Below are 17,957 nucleotides of genomic sequence, written 5' to 3'. Positions count from 1 at the left end.
TTTTTCCAAAAAGCCAATGCCAGCAACCTTTAGCGCTATTTCCACCTTCATTTATAGCTTTTTATAAAGCAAAAACATCGCTCTTTTTCACGATGTTTTCTAAATATTATTTATTGTTCAGATCTTTTTTAGCTCTTTCCAACTCCTGACGAATCTGTGCAAATCCTGTCCCGCCAAGGGAATTACGCTTTTGCACAGCCGTCTGCGACTCAAGAACTTGATAAATATCTTCTTCAATCAGAGACGATACTTCTTGATAACGGCTCAGCGGGATATCCTGTAGATAATAGCCTGCCTTGCTACATTCCAGCACCAACCTCCCGACAATCTCATGGGCTTCCCGGAAAGGCAATCCTTTCTTAGCCAGATAGTCAGCCAACTCTGTCGCATTGGAGAAATCCTGCTGGGTTGAAACCAGCATTTTTTCCTTATTGACCGTCATACTAGACAGCATACCCGCCATAATATCTAGTGACTTTTTGATGGTATCTACTGTATCGAACATACCTTCCTTGTCTTCCTGTAGGTCCTTATTATAGGCCAAGGGCAGGGATTTCATAACCGTCAGAAGGCTGAAGAGATGACCATAGACCCGACCACTCTTGCCCCGAATCAGCTCCGCCATGTCCGGATTTTTCTTTTGCGGCATAATGGATGATCCAGTACTAAAGGTATCTGATAAGCTGACAAAGCCATATTCATAGCTGCACCAGTTAATCAGCTCCTCGCAGAGACGAGACAGATGCATGATGAGAATGCTGCTGTTAGATAGAAACTCCAAGATAAAATCTCGGTCACTTACCGCATCCAAGGAATTGTGATAAATGCCTTTGAAGTCCAATAAATCAGCTGTCAACTCTCGGTCAATCGGAAACGTTGTCCCCGCTAGAGCCGCTGCTCCCAAAGGAGACAAATCCGTATGCTCCAGATTAAAGGCAAAGCGCTGACTATCCCGGCTGAACATCTGATAATAGGCCAGCAGATGATGAGCAAAGCTAATCGGCTGGGCATGCTGCAGATGGGTATAGCCTGGCATGATGGTCTCTACATGCTCCTCTGCCAAGTCCAGCAACACCTGACGCAGATTCAAGAGTTTATCCGCAATCTGACCGAGCTGATCCTTGAGATAAAGGTGCATATCTGTCGCTACCTGGTCATTACGGGAGCGAGCCGTATGAAGCTTACCGGCTACTGGACCAATCTCCTCGGTCAGAAGAGCCTCCATATTCATATGAATATCTTCATTGCGCACATCAAACTCAAGCTCTCCAGCCTCATAACGTGCCAACAGCTTTTCTAGGCCTGCCTGAATAGCAGCTGCTTCCTCTGGAGCAATAATTCCTGTCTGCCCCAGCATTTTGACATGGGCTAGGCTACCCTGCAAGTCATAAGGAGCCAGACGATAGTCAAATCCGATGCTGGCGCCAAATTCCTCTACCCAGCCTTCCAGTGAGGCTTCAAAACGTCCGCCCCACAGTTTATGATTCGCCATAGGAAAGCCCCTTTCTATTTGTCTTTGTGAGCCTGAACCTCTGCGTGAACCTTAGACGGAAGACCCCATAGCTTGATAAAGCCAATCGCGGCATCCTGGTCAAAGGTATCTGCACTGGTATAGGTAGCCAGATTTTCGTCGTAGAGAGAATTGTCAGACTTACGCGCTACAACTGTCACAGATCCCTTATAAAGCTTCACTTTAGCTGTTCCATTGACCACTTGCTGAGTGGACTTAAGGTAGGCAATCAAAGCTTCTGTCGCCGGATTAAACCAGAGACCATTGTAGATGAGATTGGACAGCTCATTTTCGATAATCGGTTTGAAATGAGCCAGTTCTCTAACTAGAGTCAGATCCTCGATTTCCTTGTGAGCAGCCAAGAGAGTCACTGCACCAGGGCATTCATAGATTTCCCGAGACTTAATCCCCACCAGACGATTTTCCACATGGTCAATCCGTCCAACACCGTGTTGTCCTGCCAAGTCATTCAGCTCAAGGATCAAATCCGCAAGCTTCATCTTTTTGCCATCTAAAGCAACCGGCACACCCGCTTCAAAGTCAATATTTACATAGGCTGGGCTGTCTGGCGCTGCTTCTGGCGCAACCGTCAAATCATAGGCATCTTCCGGTGCTTCATTCCAAGGATTTTCCAAGACTCCGCACTCGTTAGCCCGACCCCAAAGATTTTGATCGACTGAGTAAGGACTATCCAGATCTGCAGGAATTGGCACACCATTAGCTTTGGCATAATTGATTTCTTCTTCCCGAGACCATTTCCACTCCCGGACTGGAGCAATCACCTTGAGCTTTGGATCCAAGGAGGCTATAGCCACTTCAAAACGGACCTGATCGTTTCCTTTTCCCGTACAGCCATGTGCAATGGTCGTCGCCCCCGTCTTGTGGGCAATTTCAACTAATTTCTTGGAAATCAGAGGTCGGCTCAGAGCGGACACCAGAGGATATTTTTGTTCATAGAAGGTGTGTCCTTGCAGAGCAACCAGGACGTAGTCTTCCGCGAACTCGTCTTTAACATCAATGACGTGAGATTCAATAGCGCCAACTTTCAGCGCCTTATCATGAATGAAATCCAAATCATTTCCCTCACCCACGTCCATGCAGACTGCGATCACATCATAATCCTTGTTCAGCCAAGTAATAGCCACCGATGTGTCCAAACCTCCTGAATAGGCCAAAATAACTTTCTCTTTAACCATGCGATTACTCCTACCCTTCTATATTTTGTATTTTTAAACATTCTACGGTATGAAAATGCAAATGTCAAGAGAAAGTCGATATTTATTAAAATAAAAACGTTTTATCAATTTTTATTCAAATACAATATATTATATACTGGATTAAAATAAAAACCAGCCCAAAAGCTGGTTCATCTTATTGAATTTGATTTAGCATGTTCTCGATATGCTGGATAGATTTTTCACGACCTAATAGGTAAATCGTATCTGGAAGTTCTGGTCCATGCATTTCCCCTGAAACGGCAATTCGAATCGGCATAAAGAGGTTTTTACCCTTGATACCTGTTTCTTTTTGGACTGCTTTGATTTGAGGGAAGATGTTTTCTGTCACAAATTCTTCATCTGTCATAGCTTCCAGCTTCGCTTTGAAGGCTTCTAGAACAACCGGAACGGTTTCTCCTGCCATAACTTCGCGCTCAGCCTCTGTCAACTCTGGGAAATCTGAGAAGAAAAGATCTGTCAGAGGTACAATTTCATCGACTGACTTCATTTGTGGCTTGTAAAGCTCTACTAATTTTTCAGCTTTATCTGTCAAACGTCCTGCTTCTTCCAAGTATGGCTTCGCCAGAGCAAAGATTCTTTCGAAATCTGCATTTTTAATGTATTCATTGCTCATCCAGTCTAGTTTCTTCTGGTCGAAGGCTGCTGGAGACTTGCTGAGGCGGTTCTCATCGAAGAGTTTAATGAGCTCTTCGCGAGAGAAAATCTCATCTTCACCACCAGGATTCCAACCTAGCAGTGCAATAAAGTTAAAGACTGCTTCTGGCAGATACCCCTTCTTACGATAATCCTCGATAAATTGAAGAGTGTTGGTATCGCGTTTAGATAGCTTTTTACCAGTTTCGCTATTGATAATCAAGGTCATATGACCGAACTCTGGAGCTTCCCAGCCCAGCGCCTCATAAACCATAAGCTGCTTAGGAGTGTTGGCAATGTGGTCGTCTCCACGGATAACGTGAGAGATCTGCATGTCGTGGTCATCAATGACGACAGCAAAGTTGTAAGTTGGATATCCGTCTTTCTTTTGAATAACCCAGTCACCACCGATATTGCCACCTTCGAACTCAATGTCACCTTTGACTATGTCGTGCCATTTGTAGATACCTGACTCATTAACAGACAGACGAACAGTTGGTATGATTCCAGCTGCTTCACGTTCAGCAATATAAGCAGCTTTTTCTTCTTCGCTCATGCCAAGGTATTCGTTGATGTAGCGAGGTGTTTCACCTGCTGCTTCCTGGCGTTCGCGCTCGGCTGCCAATTCTTCTTCTGTGACATAAGATTTGTAGGCTTTTCCTTCAGCTAGCAATTGGTCAATGTATTTTTGGTAGAGTTCCAAACGCTCAGACTGACGGTAGTTTTCATGTGTTTCTGGACTTTCATCCCAATCCATGCCTAGCCAACGCAAATTTTCAAGCTGTGAACGTTCCCCATCTTCTACATGGCGCTTGCGGTCAGTATCCTCGATACGGATAATGAAGGTCCCGCCATGATGACGAGCATAGAGGTAATTAAAGAGCGCAGTCCGCGCATTTCCGATGTGTAAAAGTCCAGTCGGACTTGGTGCATAACGCACCCGAATAGCTTTTGCCAAAGCAGATCTCCTTTATATCATTCTTTTTATCATCGAGGACCAAAGGGCCTCTTTTCAATCGTTTCTATTATAGCACAAGTAAGAAAAAAAGATTACCCGCAAGCAATCTTTTTTTCATTCCCAAACTAATTGGAAACTAGAACATTTATTTATAGAACTTCATGGATTCGCCCGGTATCCACATCATAGACGCCACCGGAAATTTCTACATCATCAGGAATCAAGGGAGACTTACGAAGTAATTCCATGTCCTCCCGTACACTTTCTTCCACATCTGTGAAGGGCAGAAAATCTTGCCCCTTAACATCCACGCCTAGTACATTTTCAAGGTGACAGGCAAATTCTGGATTGGTAAAGGTCTGAGCCCCACAGTCGGTATGGTGCAAAACCACTACTTCTCTGGTCCCCATCTGTTGCTGAGAAATCACTAAGGATCGAATCATATCCTCCGTTACACGCCCACCAGCGTTCCGCAAAATATGGGCATCTCCAAGGGCCAAACCTAAGGCCGGAGCCACATGAAGTCGTGAATCCATGCAGGTTACAATAGCAACCTTGGTTTTTGGTTTTATTGGTAAATGAGCTGTTCCATGCAAGTCGACATACGCTCTGTTGGCCTTCATAAAATTTTTAAAGTAAGACATATTCACCTCTGCTTCATCTCTGAAAAAATTATTTGATTATCAAATAAATTAATCTTATCTTACCAGCTTTTTTAAGATTTGTCAGAGATAAAGCTTCTTACTCATGAAAAATTTATATGCCCAGGAATAGTCAAGCCTACTCTTTTGTAGGAATATATCCACCCAAAATTTTAGCGAAAGTTTCAACATTTAGACTTTGGACATAGATTTCTCCTGTACCTCGGAAGGTATTAACAACACCTTCTCCTGTACCGACAGATTGTAAAAAACCATTTTCCAAGTGAATGTCATAATGCAAGTCTTTGCTCCAGGCAACAACATGGGCATTATCAATTGTCATTTCTTGGTCTTTCAGTTCAATTTTCTTGATAGCTCCAAAGGCATTGACTAAGAGTGTTCCTTCTCCTTGAGTAGTCATGACAAAGAACCCCCCTTGACCACCAAACAAGGCACGGCCAATAGACTGGCGTTCCATCGTGTAAAATGCTGAACCATCCAAAGCAAGGAAAGCTCCATCGTTCAATCGATATTGATGCTCTCCCAAATACAAGGGCATTACCTGACCCGGAACATTAGGAGCTAGAGCTAAGAGGCCACCATCTGCATCAGATAAAGCTTCTGTAATAAAGGTGCTTTCACCAGACACCATCGAACGTCCAACTGCTTTAACTAATTTACCAAGACCAGATCCTTTTGCATTCAGTTTGGTTCTTAAGTTAACACTAGAAGAATGATAGACCATGCTTCCGCGCTGAATATAAGCTTTTTCTCCTTTATCTAGTACAATTTCTACAAAAGGAAATTGGCTATTGTTTTCAATAGTAAAATTCATGCGATTATCTGACATCAGATTTCTCCTTTTATCTTGTTTTGAGCAAAGAGAACTAATCCTTGCACCTGTTTTATTTATCTACCAAGGTCGTTACATTGACAGTTTTATTTACCTATAAAGCAAGTTTCTAAGAAAATACTTTCTTTAAGACTTCCCCAATCGTTGTCACACCAATGACTTGGATATTGTCTGGAACTTTGAGGCCGTTCAGAGAGTTTTTAGGAGCGTAGACTTTGGTGAAGCCCAGCTTTGCTGCTTCGTTGATGCGCTGCTCGATACGGTTAACCCGACGGATTTCACCAGTCAGACCAATTTCACCGATAAAGCACTCTTGAGGATTGGTAGGTAGATCTTTGTAGCTGGAAGCAATGGCTACCGCTACTGCCAAATCAATGGCTGGCTCATCTAGCTTAACTCCACCAGCTGACTTGAGGTAGGCATCTTGATTTTGCAGAAGGAGCCCCGCCCGTTTTTCTAGAACCGCCATGATGAGGCTAGCTCGGTTAAAGTCCAGTCCAGTCGTGGTCCGTTTGGCATTGCCGAACATGGTCGGAGTAACCAAAGCCTGCACCTCTGCCAAAATTGGCCGCGTTCCTTCCATGGTCACGACAATGGAAGAGCCTGTCGCACCATCCAGGCGCTCTTCTAAAAATACTTCACTGGGATTGACAACCTCAACTAGCCCGCCAGATTGCATCTCAAAAATGCCAATCTCATTGGTCGAGCCAAAGCGGTTCTTGACTGCTCTCAATATACGGAAAGTATGCTGGCGTTCGCCCTCAAAATAAAGCACGGTATCCACCATGTGCTCTAGCGTCCGAGGACCAGCTAAGGTGCCTTCCTTGGTCATGTGACCAACAATAAAGGTCGCGATATTATTGGTCTTGGCCAGCTGCATGAGCTCAGCTGTCACCTCGCGAACCTGAGAAACAGAGCCTTGGACACTGGAAATTTCCGGCGACATAACTGTCTGAATGGAGTCAATAATCAGAAAATCTGGCTTGATTTTCTCAATCTCTGTGCGGATATTTTGCATATTGGTCTCAGCGTAGAGGTAAAATTCACTGTCAATATCACCGAGGCGTTCCGCCCGCAACTTAATCTGCTCAGCTGATTCCTCCCCGCTGACATAAAGGACGGTGCCCTGATGAGAAAGCTGAGTGGACACCTGCAATAGCAGGGTGGACTTCCCGATACCAGGATCTCCACCAATCAGAACCAGACTGCCAGGCACGACGCCACCACCCAGCACACGATTAAACTCGTCCATTTCCGTCTTGGTCCGATTGACATCAATCGAAGTGACCTCAGCCAGCTTCATTGGCCGAGTCTTTTCACCTGTCAAGGAAACACGGGCATGCTTAACTTCTGCAGCCTCTACTTCCTCAACAAAAGAAGACCACGCTCCACAATTAGGACAGCGACCCAGATACTTGGGCGAATGGTATTCACAATTTTGACAGACAAAGGTCGTTTTTTTCTTAGCGATGGTAATTCTCCTTATTTTCTAATAATCCAAACAAAAGTAGATAAGACCTGACACACCTGCTCTATATTAGTAAAGCCAGCCTCTTCCAAAAGAGAATAATCTGGCTCTCCGTGACGGATAAAAATGATTTTCATACTAATGTCCTCATAAAGCTATCCAATCTTGATTCCGCAATCTTGCCATTGCTTCAGTGTTTTAGAGAATTTCTTCTGATTTGCAACTCCGACAGCGGACAAATCGATGGAAACCTGATAATTCTCCTTGACTGCTGCCAAAACGGAAGCCTTGACACAGCCATTGCCATCGACCCCAATACACTCTATGCTTTTAGCACCATTTCCCTCTAAAAACTCTTTTAAATCCGGATTAGTAAAGCAAGAAGCCCGACGCTTCTCAAAGATGCGAGAAGATACAACCTGCAAACCAGTCGCAAATTTCTTCTTCCTATCTTTTCTCTCCCAGAAAAAACGGTTGAGAATATAGATAACCTGGTCGCTGGGATAGCTGGCTATTTTGTCATTGACAGCCCCAGTCAGTGCTTCATTATCATATGCTTTTCCTGCAGCAACATAATCTGACTGCATGTCTACAACTAATAAATAGTCTCCCATTTTCTCACTCTATTTCCCTGTTGATCCAAACCCGCCAGTCCGCACGCCATCTGCTTCATCTCCATCCGCAATTAAAAAAGGTGCAAAGACAGCCTGCACGATACGGTCTCCAACTTCAAGGACGACTTCCTGATCTGTGATGTTTTTCATCTGAGCAAAGATATGCCCTTCGTTTCCAGGATTGCCATAATAGTCGCCATCAATAACTCCAACGGAGTTAATCAAAACCAGGCCTTTTTTACGAGGATTGGACGAACGGTCGTAAAGATAAAGCACCTCGCCCGGCTGCATATAGGCCTTGACACCAGTCGGAACCAGCTTAATCTCCCCTGGTGCAATAATGGTGCGTTCTGCTACTTTTAAATCATAGCCAGCTGCGTGAGCCGTCTCTCTCTTGGGCAGCAAATCTTCATTTGTAAAGCTAGAAACCAGCTCGAATCCGCGAATTTTCATGTATTTCTCTTTTCTATTTTTTCTGCTCCTATTATACTAAATTCGCTAAAAACAAGCAAAAGAACCGCCGATTGGCGATTCTCCCTAGTATAGATCTCTGATGGTCTCTCCATTATCCATATAGGTAAACTGCTCCGTCAAATCTGATGTGAAAACTTGATACATTTCCTTAAAGCTCACAGCCAGTGAGTAGCTATCAAAATCTTCACGTCTAATCCAGAACACCTCACCTTCGTCGGATGAAACCAGCTCGCCTTCAAAACGATTGGTCTTGTAAAGAAAAACGATGTAGCGCTCATCTTTTTCAGTATAAAACTGCTTGACACCACACAAGCGAGGCTCATAGATAGTCAAACCCGTTTCTTCCTTGATTTCTCGTATCACTGATTTGACAAAGGATTCACGATTTTCAACATGGCCACCTGGAAAGCAAAGGCCGGTCCAATCATCATTTACTTTATTTTGCACTAAAATGCGGTCTCCATCGTAAACCATACACATATTTGTTAAAATAACTCGCTCCGCTCTTGACATCCCTGTTCCTCCATCTACTGACCGATTCGCTTGGCCTACTTGTGACTCATTATAACATAAAAGACATCAAGTTGTTGAAAATCCAGATTTCCCAGCCTTTCCAGCAAAAAAACCGCCGATTGGGCGGTTCTTATAGGGAGATTATTATGAAAAAGAAAAGTTTTAGGATTTCTAAACAAAGTTAGGAGGTCTTTGTTTATGGTCTTAGTATAAATCTCTTACCTTAAACTTTCCTAAAAGCAAACTGAACGGTTTAAAATTTTTTATAATTCCTGCAAAAGATAGTGAAATAGCTCTAAATTTCCCTTTTCTTCGCCGATCAAAAACTCCGGATGCCATTGAAGACCAATAATCCGATGGTTATCAATGGACTCGATAGCTTCAATTGTGTTATCTCTGGGATCAAAGGCTGTCGCGCGAAAATTAGGAGCCAAATCCTTGATGCTTTGGCGGTGAACGGAATTAATCCGGCTAGCTTGACCAAATAAACGCTCTACAACACTCCCCTTTTCAGTACGAATCGAATGCGAAGTCCCAAAAGGCTGACCCTGCCAATGATTATCAATCTGCTGGTTTAAAGTACCACCAAAAGCAACATTTACCAGTTGCAAACCGCGACAAATTGCCATAACAGGTTTGTTCTGGCGTAAGGCTTCTTTTAAAAGTGCTAATTCAAATTCATCACGGGCGATATTATAATCGTCACTGTCAATAGTTTTTTCTTCCCCATAGAATTTGGGATGGACATTCTGTCCACCTGATAAAATCAGCTTGTCTATGGTTTCTACATAATCCTCGACCAGGCTTCTATCGCCAAGAGGAATCACCATTGGCAGACCACCAGCCATTCGTACGCCGTCCACAAACTTTCGTGAAACAGAGGTGTGAATATTTTTTCCGTCTTCATCAACTGGGCAAAGATTGGCCGAAATTCCAACAATTGTTCTGCACATAGGAGACTCCTTTCTCAAGATATACTATATCTTACCACGACTGCCATTTCAAGTCCAATAAATTTTTTTAAAGCTACTTATAAAAATTTTTTATCAAGTACTTGCTAGAGAATTTTAAGAAAAAACTCCCGAATGAAATTGAAATTCAAACGAGAGTTGAAAGATGTGAATTGACTCTTTACTCAAAAACAAACTGATTATGATAGAGTTCTGAATAGAATCCTCCGAGTTGAAGAAGTTGATGGTGGTCCCCTTGCTCAATTACCTCTCCGTCTTTAAGGACGATAATCTGGTCAGCATTGAGGATTGTCTTGAGGCGATGGGCAATGACAAAGCTAGTTCGGCCAGCCACGATGGCTTCCATAGCCTGCTGAATCTTGCTTTCTGTTACCGTATCGACATTAGACGTCGCCTCGTCCAAAATCAAGACTTGCGGGTCCGTCAGCAAAGTTCTAGCAATGGAAATCAACTGTTTCTGCCCAGTTGAAAAGATATTCTGATCATCATCCACCAAGGTATCATATTTGTCTGGCAGACTTTCGATATAGTCATGAATATGAGTCGCACGCGCAGCCGTTTCGACCATCTCCTGACTAGCATCCGGCACACCGAAGCGGATATTGTCCCGAATCGTGCCACTAAAAAGCACCGAATCCTGCAGAACAATCCCCACATGGCTCCGCAGACTGTCCAAGTCATAATCTCGAATGTCGCGACCGTCAAACTCAATACTGCCACTATCCACATCGTAAAAGCGATTGAGCAGGTTCATAATGGTCGTCTTACCTGATCCAGTCGGGCCAACAACAGCCGTCATCTTACCCTTAGGAGCAGAGATAGACACATCTTTGAGGATGGGCTTGCCTTCTACATATGAGAAATCCACATGCTTGATCACCACAGAGTCTGTGAGCTCTGTGAAAGCAGGTGCATTCTCTGGCCGGACTTCCTCAGGCGCATCAAACATCTCCTGAATCCGGTCAGCCCCTGTAAAGGCCAACTGCAAACTGCCCCAGCTGGCTGCAATCTGGATGATAGGCTGATAATATTGCTGAGAAAACTGGGCATAAGTCGTAATCAAGCCAACTGCAACAGCCGTTTCAATATTAGGATCGCTAAGCAATACAGCCGATCCAGCAAAAATAACGATGGCTGTATTGATCAGACTCATTCCGTTCATGATGGGGAAGAGAAGCCCTGAAAAAGCCCTGCCCTTAAAAGTAGCTGAACGGACTCGGTCATTTTGCTCAAGGAAGCCTTTGATAACTTCTTCTTGCATGCCCTGAACAATAACAGCCTTCTGACCGGAAATGGTTTCATCCATATAGGCATTAAGTTGACCAACTTCTTTTTGCTGTAGGTTAGTATATTTTCTAGCTAGTCTAACAATCACGACTAAAACCACAATAGCTAGGGGAGTGCTGGCAACAGTAATCCAAGCCAAGCGAGCATTCTGCCGGAACATGATGATCACAAGGACAAGGTAGAGAAGAATATTGCTTAAAACTTGAATCATACTTTCGTTCAAGGCCTGAAGAATATTGTCCAAGTCACTGGTAAAGCGTGACAAGATATCCCCGTCCTGATGACGATCAAAAAAGGATACGGTTAATTTAGCTAGTTTTCCAAAGAGACCCTTGCGCATCTCATTGGTCGAATGCGAAATAACTCGGCTCATCAAAACCATATAAATTAAGCTAGAAATTGATAGACAGAGAAAGGTTAGAAACAGCTTGGTCATAAGGGACGTAAAAGCAACTAAAAGCTGATTTTTTTCTCCGCCATTAGCCAAGGCGTTGCCTAATTCAACTAGATGTTGAACAGCCTGACCAACATAAATCGGAAAGAGCACTTGTAAAATAGTGGAAACTATCATCATTACGATCACAATGATAAAAGATAATGTATAGTCTTTAAAATATTGCCAGAAAAATTTTACAGTCCGCATCTTACTCCTCCTTTCCTTTCTGTGTCTCGTAGATCTCACGGTAAACTTCATTTGTTGCGACTAGCTCTTTATGCGTTCCTTGTCCGATTAAACAGCCTTGGTCTAAGACCAAAATCTTATCTGCATGGACAACCGAGCTAATCTTTTGGGCAATGACAATGGTGGTTGTACCCTTCAAATCTTTGTTTAAGGCTTCTTGAACCAATTTTTCTGATTTGGCATCTAAAGCTGAAGTCGAATCGTCTAAAATTAGAATTTTGGGATGGTTGACGACTCCACGCGCAATGGACATCCTTTGCTTCTGGCCACCGGAGAAGTTATTCCCACGTTCTTCTACCTGACTATCAAAACTATCCGCCATACGGCCGATAAACTCACTGGCTTGGGCAATTCCTGCTGCCCATTCCATCTCAGGCAGGGATGCATCGAGTTTGCCTTGGCGAAGATTGTCCGCAATGGTCCCGCTAAAAAGAATAGCCCGTTGCAAGACAATAGAAACATTTTTACGAAGACTTCCCTGACTGACTTCTCGTAGATCCTTACCGCCAATTGAAATAGAACCTTCCTGAGGATCAAAAAGACGGGGAATCAACTGAGCCAAGGTAGACTTACCAGCACCCGTTGCACCGACAACGCCAACCATTTGCCCCGGAGCAACTTCAAAACTAATATCTTTTAGAATTGGGCTTTCATCTGTTGGATAGGTAAAGGTCACATGATCAAAACGAATACTACCTTCTAAGTCTTCATCTGCTATATCTGGGAAGGTCATTGCAGGCTCTGTATCTAAAACCTCATTGAGACGTCTCATTGATATAATAGCCCGCGTCACACCATTTCCTAAAAAGCCAACCATGATAATGGTAAAGATAATTTGATTCAAGTAGCCAATGAAAGAAGCAATCGAACTGACCACTCCCGCGTCTGTAGCAACCATGCCTGATAAGGTCCAAATTGCCAGATAAATAGCCCCGTAACCGACAAACATCATCATTGGTTCAACAATTGAAAAAGCGTAACCGATAAATAGATTTTGATCCAAGAGCTCATCAGAAACCTGACTGAACTTATCAAATTGTGCCCTTTCTTGCACAAAGGACTTCACCACCCGAACTCCTCGAAGATTTTCTTTGGCGATGGCGTTCATGCGCTCTAATAAGATTTGAAATTTTTGAAAGCGCGGCCCCATAAGCCCCATCATCATAGCTGTCAGTCCAGCTACAAGTAAAATTAGAAGGGCAATAATCCACCAAAGAGACGGTACCGTTACAATCGCTAAAACAACTGATCCGACAAATAGAATCGGCAGGCGAAGCAGGATTTGAAACATCATCATGACCAAATTCTGTATTTGATTGATATCATTGGTCATCCGAACAACCAGATTTCCAGCATTGAACTGCTCAATATTGGCATAAGAGAAAGTCTGGATCTTTCGAAAAGTCTTCTCCCGCAAATCAGATGACACCGCTTGGGCGATATAAGCTGCTGTCGTTACATTAATACCACCAGCAAGCAAGCCAACAATCCCCATACCAACCAGCCAAGCCCCCGCTTGATAAATGGCTTTACTATCACTCATCTGCAAAGCATCCAGGACCTGCTTAAGGAGCCAAGGTTGCAACAGTGAACTAGCAATCATCAAGCCAGTCATTACAATCGAACACACAACAAACCATTTGTACTTTAATAAGGTTTTTACAAACATCATCTTCCCTCTACTAGTTTTCTCTTTTTCCTTTGTTTTCTTACTATATCACAGAAAAAATCAATGTCAAGCTTATTAAACTTAGCTTTAAAATGACTATAAGAAAATGAGAACATTTAAGCTTGAAAACGATTTTTTTCTTTTAATATGATAGAATAGAGTAGAATACTCTAGTTAGAAATGGAAATAAGAAAGATGGATAAACAACGAGTTGCTGTAATCGGTCCTGGCTCTTGGGGTACAGCTTTGTCACAAGTGCTAAATGATAATGGTCACGAAGTACGTATTTGGGGTAACATTGCTGAACAGATCGATGAAATCAACCAAGCGCATACAAATACACGTTATTTTAAAGATACTGTCCTCGATGAAAAAATCAAAGCCTACCATAGTCTAGCAGAAGCCTTGGATGGTGCTGATGCGGTTCTATTTGTGGTGCCAACCAAGGTCACAAGACTGGTCGCAAAACAAGTCGCTCAAATCCTAGATCATAAAGTTAAGGTTATGCACGCTTCTAAAGGTTTGGAACCAGATAGCCATGAACGTATTTCTACAATCTTAGAAGAAGAAATTCCGGGTGAATTGCGTAGTGAAATTGTCGTTGTTTCAGGTCCTAGCCATGCTGAGGAAACCATTGTTCGCGATATCACTCTCATTACGGCAGCTTCTAAGGACCTAGAAACTGCCAAATATGTACAGAAACTTTTCAGCAACCACTATTTTCGCCTCTATACCAATACAGATGTGGTTGGAGTCGAGACTGCAGGTGCCCTTAAAAATATTATCGCCGTCGGAGCTGGGGCTCTACACGGCCTAGGCTATGGCGACAATGCCAAGGCTGCCATTATCACGCGTGGACTGGCTGAAATCACTCGCTTAGGAGTGAAACTTGGCGCTAGTCCTTTGACCTATAGCGGTTTATCTGGAGTTGGTGACCTTATTGTTACCGGAACTTCTATCCACTCTCGCAACTGGCGGGCTGGGGATGCTCTGGGACGTGGAGAAAAATTAGCGGATATTGAAGCTAACATGGGCATGGTGATTGAAGGAATTTCCACCACCAAGGCTGCTTATGAACTTGCTCAGGAATTGGATGTCTATATGCCTATTACCCAAGCCATTTATAAAGTCATTTATCAAGACCATGACATAAAAGAGGCTATCTTCGAAATCATGAACAATGAATTCAAGGCCGAGAACGAATGGTCATAACCAAATCTGCATCTAGAAGGGATTTACTAATGTCAAAAGTTAAGAAAGCTGTCATTCCAGCAGCTGGCCTTGGAACTCGTTTCCTACCTGCTACTAAGGCGCTTGCTAAAGAAATGTTACCTATCGTAGACAAGCCAACCATTCAATTTATCGTTGAAGAAGCCCTCAAGTCTGGAATTGAAGATATTTTAGTCGTAACTGGTAAGTCAAAACGTTCGATTGAAGACCACTTCGACTCCAACTTTGAGCTTGAATACAACCTCAAAGAAAAAGGCAAAGATGACCTTTTGAAATTAGTTGATGAAACAACCGGTATTGGCCTGCACTTCATTCGACAAAGTCATCCGCGTGGGCTGGGAGATGCTGTGCTTCAAGCTAAGGCTTTTGTCGGCAACGAACCTTTTGTTGTCATGTTAGGAGATGACCTTATGGATATCACTAATGATAAAGCTATGCCACTTACCAAACAGCTGATGAACGACTATGAAGCAACTCATGCTTCTACAATTGCTGTTATGCAGGTCCCTCATGAAGAAGTTTCTTCATATGGTGTCATCGCTCCGCAAGGCGAAGGTCTTAATGGACTTTATAGTGTCGAAAAATTTGTTGAAAAACCAAGTCCGGAGGAAGCTCCAAGTGATTTGGCAATCATTGGTCGCTATCTGCTGACTCCAGAAATTTTTAAAATCTTGGAAAATCAAGCTCCTGGTGCTGGAAATGAAATCCAACTGACAGATGCCATTGATACTCTTAACAAGACCCAGCGCGTATTTGCCCGTGAATTCAAGGGTGACCGCTACGATGTTGGTGACAAGTTTGGCTTCATGAAAACATCTATCGATTACGCTCTCAAACATCCGCAGGTCAAAGATGATTTGGAACAATATATTATTGAACTTGGTAAAAAGCTAGAAGAGAAAACTAAAAAATTAAACTAAGGATGAAATACGACCGATTGGTCTATTACTCAAAACACAAAGACACCTAGATTTAACTAGGTGTTTTCTTATATCCAATGACTGGCTTTCTCAACAGAAAAATTAGTTTCCGTTAGAGAATGTCCCAATATTCTTGAAATCTTTTCCGCCTTCATAATTTCCTGCAAAACCAAAGCGGTTGTTTGGATTCCCTTCTGCATTGGCAACTGTTGTTTGTGGAGCTTGACTTGGCTCTTGAGAAGCTTGGCTTTGTACCTGAGGAGCTTCAGCGCGAGTAGATGTTTGTCCGAATACTTGCACATTTGCTGTAGCTGCATAGCCAAAACGATTGTTTGGATTCCCTTCTGCATTAGCAGGAATATCATGAGTCGGAGGTGCTGCAACATAGTATTCAGCAGGAAGTACGTTTTTATTTACTTCTTCAGTTGCTTTTGGTTTTTCTGGAGTTTTTGGAGTATCTGGTTTTTCAGGTGTTGATGGGTCTTGTTTATCATCTGGTTGTGAAGCGCGATAAGGATCAGACTTACGTCCAGCAGCTTCTAATTGTTTTTCCATCAACTTTTCATAGTCCTTGAAGTGTTGGAAAAGACGATCTGATAAATCAAGTGCATCTTTTGTAACTTTGTGTTCAGCAGCTTTAGCAGCTTCTGGTTGGTCTTTCAGTGAATAATACTCAATATCCTTCTTCTCTTGATCAATGATAAATTGTTTTTCAAGCATCTTCCAATGATCTTGAACAGTCTTGCCGAAAATATCTTGGTTCTTAATAGCCATTTGGTCAATATGCCATACTGTCCAGTACCATGAGTTTGGATCATAAGTAGCAGTTTGAGGTTTAAAGGCTTGATAAGTATCTTTAACGTTACCATAGAAAGGTACATATGGTGTGTTACGTGATGGTCCTAAACCGAGCCATACTTTACCACCAAAAGATTTTGGCAACTTCGGATCAATTTGATAAACATGGGCATCGATAACATTTTCATTACCAAGAGCATATTTGTATTGATCTTTCCGAACAGCATCATTTGCCCCATTGTCGCCTTGCTTCTTGACCCCAATTTGATCATCAGGTATAAAACGACCATTCAAGTGTTCAAAGCGGTTCCGTTGCAAAGCAAAGGCATCTTCAAGAGTAAATTTCTTGTTTGGATCAGTTGGAGAGCGGAAGAGTTCATACTCATCATCTTCATAAGTAATTTTAGATTTAGGATCAAGAAGTGTAATTCCTGCATATGTACGAGAACGATCCCCTTCTGCGTATTTTTCAGGTCCATATGATTTAGCAATGTGGAAATTACCATCTTTATCTGTCTTGTAGTTTCCTGCTTCTTGGGCTACTTTTTCTACATCTTTAGAAGCAATAACATTTTCTTTGTCATTCAAATCGACATGGCCAAGGTAATAGGTGTTAGCAAAAACAGCGTATTTATCTTCTGGCACCTTCACTGCTACATATTGGTGACCAGATAAGATTTCCATGTACCAAGTTTCTTTTTGGTCTGCAACAACAACAGTATTTCCTTCAGCAGATCCCTTTTCTTCGATGACTTTTGCAAGCAACTCAATTGCTTCACGAGCTGTTTTTGCACGAGGCAAAATAACATCCAACATCGCAGCCTCTGGAAGGCCATCTGCTTTAAGAGGGTCTTTTGCAAGTACTTTTTTATTTGGAATTGCTGTAACTGTAGATGTCATTGAAACACCTGCTTCATTAAAGCCATGTTCCCCGAAAGCACCGTTACTACCATCGCCACGAGCAGAATCATAAGTTGCAGTATACTTCATTTCGTTGGCTGCGTGTGGATAAGTGAAACCATTAGATTCATCTACAATCTGGTCACCCTCCTTATAGTTTTTTCCTTCCACAACAACATAGTTTTTATTGTGTTTCCCACCATTGGGATAGTAAGGATAGTCTTCCGTACGGCCAAACATGGTTGAACCGTCAGCTGTCAACTGGCGACCAAAAATAAAACCACAACAAGCTTGAACCGCTTGGATAGGCAACATGAGGATTGCCATCACAGCAATGACAACTTTGAATGTTAACTTCTTCATCGCTAACTCCTTTTTATTTTTTTGGAAGTCCTAGACTCCCTATATTTACAACCATAGTATACTCCTTTGACCCTGTATTTGCAAGCGCTTTCAAAATTGTTTATTTATACGTTTTACAGATGTAAAATAGGGAAAACATACACCTAGAAATATAAACATTTTAGAAGTTTACTAATTTATTTCTGCTAAAACTAATTAAGAGTCCATTTTATAAAATATTGATACATCAAATTAT

The 17,957-nt window shown here is 42.6% G+C and carries 15 protein-coding genes and 1 pseudogene; 2 read left to right on the top strand and 14 right to left on the bottom strand.

Going from position 1 to position 17,957, the window contains the following annotated elements; genetic code table 11:
- Positions 1–106 precede the first annotated feature (106 nt).
- The 13 genes and pseudogenes from argH to PCY09_RS04795 all read right to left on the bottom strand — a co-directional run bounded on the left by argH (position 107) and on the right by PCY09_RS04795 (position 13,511).
- Entirely contained in the window at positions 107–1,492 is a 1,386-nt protein-coding gene (gene argH, locus PCY09_RS04855; RefSeq protein ID WP_061601650.1) for an argininosuccinate lyase, read from the bottom strand.
- Positions 1,493–1,506: 14 nt separating this feature from the next.
- A complete protein-coding gene (locus PCY09_RS04850; protein WP_061601651.1) occupies positions 1,507–2,706 on the bottom strand; it encodes an argininosuccinate synthase in 1,200 nt (399 codons plus the stop codon).
- 175 nt (positions 2,707–2,881) lie between these two features.
- Positions 2,882–4,339 carry a glutamate--tRNA ligase gene (gene gltX, locus PCY09_RS04845; RefSeq protein ID WP_011999715.1) on the bottom strand — a complete coding sequence of 486 codons (1,458 nt, stop codon included), beginning with the start codon at positions 4,337–4,339 and terminating at the stop codon, positions 2,882–2,884.
- Between the two features lie 149 nt (positions 4,340–4,488).
- The gene (locus PCY09_RS04840; RefSeq protein WP_008808198.1) at positions 4,489–4,983 is read right to left on the bottom strand and encodes a carbonic anhydrase; all 495 of its coding nucleotides are present in this window, start codon (positions 4,981–4,983) and stop codon (positions 4,489–4,491) included.
- Positions 4,984–5,119: 136 nt separating this feature from the next.
- Complete coding sequence (locus tag PCY09_RS04835; protein WP_046164881.1) at positions 5,120–5,830, bottom strand: TIGR00266 family protein; 711 nt, start codon at positions 5,828–5,830, stop codon at positions 5,120–5,122.
- A gap of 112 nt (positions 5,831–5,942) precedes the next feature.
- Positions 5,943–7,310: a DNA repair protein RadA gene (radA, locus tag PCY09_RS04830; RefSeq protein ID WP_081105896.1), complete on the bottom strand. Its 1,368-nt coding sequence runs from the start codon at positions 7,308–7,310 to the stop codon at positions 5,943–5,945.
- Between the two features lie 5 nt (positions 7,311–7,315).
- A pseudogene (locus PCY09_RS04825) lies at positions 7,316–7,396 on the bottom strand (SAM-dependent methyltransferase); the annotation flags it as partial.
- A 60-nt stretch (positions 7,397–7,456) separates the two neighbouring features.
- Complete coding sequence (locus tag PCY09_RS04820; RefSeq protein WP_061601652.1) at positions 7,457–7,915, bottom strand: isochorismatase family protein; 459 nt, start codon at positions 7,913–7,915, stop codon at positions 7,457–7,459.
- Positions 7,916–7,924: 9 nt separating this feature from the next.
- Positions 7,925–8,368 carry a dUTP diphosphatase gene (locus tag PCY09_RS04815; RefSeq protein WP_061601653.1) on the bottom strand — a complete coding sequence of 148 codons (444 nt, stop codon included), beginning with the start codon at positions 8,366–8,368 and terminating at the stop codon, positions 7,925–7,927.
- A gap of 84 nt (positions 8,369–8,452) precedes the next feature.
- Complete coding sequence (locus PCY09_RS04810; RefSeq protein WP_061601654.1) at positions 8,453–8,902, bottom strand: 8-oxo-dGTP diphosphatase; 450 nt, start codon at positions 8,900–8,902, stop codon at positions 8,453–8,455.
- Positions 8,903–9,165: 263 nt separating this feature from the next.
- The gene (locus PCY09_RS04805) at positions 9,166–9,855 is read right to left on the bottom strand and encodes a gamma-glutamyl-gamma-aminobutyrate hydrolase family protein (protein WP_008808191.1); all 690 of its coding nucleotides are present in this window, start codon (positions 9,853–9,855) and stop codon (positions 9,166–9,168) included.
- Between the two features lie 178 nt (positions 9,856–10,033).
- The gene (locus PCY09_RS04800) at positions 10,034–11,803 is read right to left on the bottom strand and encodes an ABC transporter ATP-binding protein (RefSeq protein ID WP_061601655.1); all 1,770 of its coding nucleotides are present in this window, start codon (positions 11,801–11,803) and stop codon (positions 10,034–10,036) included.
- A gap of 1 nt (position 11,804) precedes the next feature.
- Positions 11,805–13,511, bottom strand: coding sequence for an ABC transporter ATP-binding protein (locus tag PCY09_RS04795; RefSeq protein WP_125396934.1), 1,707 nt, complete (start codon positions 13,509–13,511; stop codon positions 11,805–11,807).
- 195 nt (positions 13,512–13,706) lie between these two features.
- Here PCY09_RS04795 and PCY09_RS04790 point away from each other — a divergent pair, with 195 nt between their 5' ends.
- Both PCY09_RS04790 and galU read left to right on the top strand, forming a co-directional pair.
- Positions 13,707–14,723: an NAD(P)H-dependent glycerol-3-phosphate dehydrogenase gene (locus tag PCY09_RS04790; RefSeq protein ID WP_125396789.1), complete on the top strand. Its 1,017-nt coding sequence runs from the start codon at positions 13,707–13,709 to the stop codon at positions 14,721–14,723.
- A 29-nt stretch (positions 14,724–14,752) separates the two neighbouring features.
- Positions 14,753–15,661, top strand: coding sequence for a UTP--glucose-1-phosphate uridylyltransferase GalU (gene galU / locus PCY09_RS04785; protein ID WP_045634461.1), 909 nt, complete (start codon positions 14,753–14,755; stop codon positions 15,659–15,661).
- 102 nt (positions 15,662–15,763) lie between these two features.
- Here galU and abpB read toward each other — a convergent pair whose 3' ends face one another.
- Positions 15,764–17,722: a C69 family dipeptidase AbpB gene (gene abpB / locus PCY09_RS04780; protein WP_045634462.1), complete on the bottom strand. Its 1,959-nt coding sequence runs from the start codon at positions 17,720–17,722 to the stop codon at positions 15,764–15,766.
- Positions 17,723–17,957 lie beyond the last annotated feature (235 nt).

It is taken from the genome of Streptococcus sp. SG2 (assembly GCF_030439925.1).
GTDB lineage: Bacteria > Bacillota > Bacilli > Lactobacillales > Streptococcaceae > Streptococcus > Streptococcus gordonii.
Note: the sequence above shows the minus strand (reverse complement) of the source record. Positions and strands in the feature narration are given on the sequence as shown.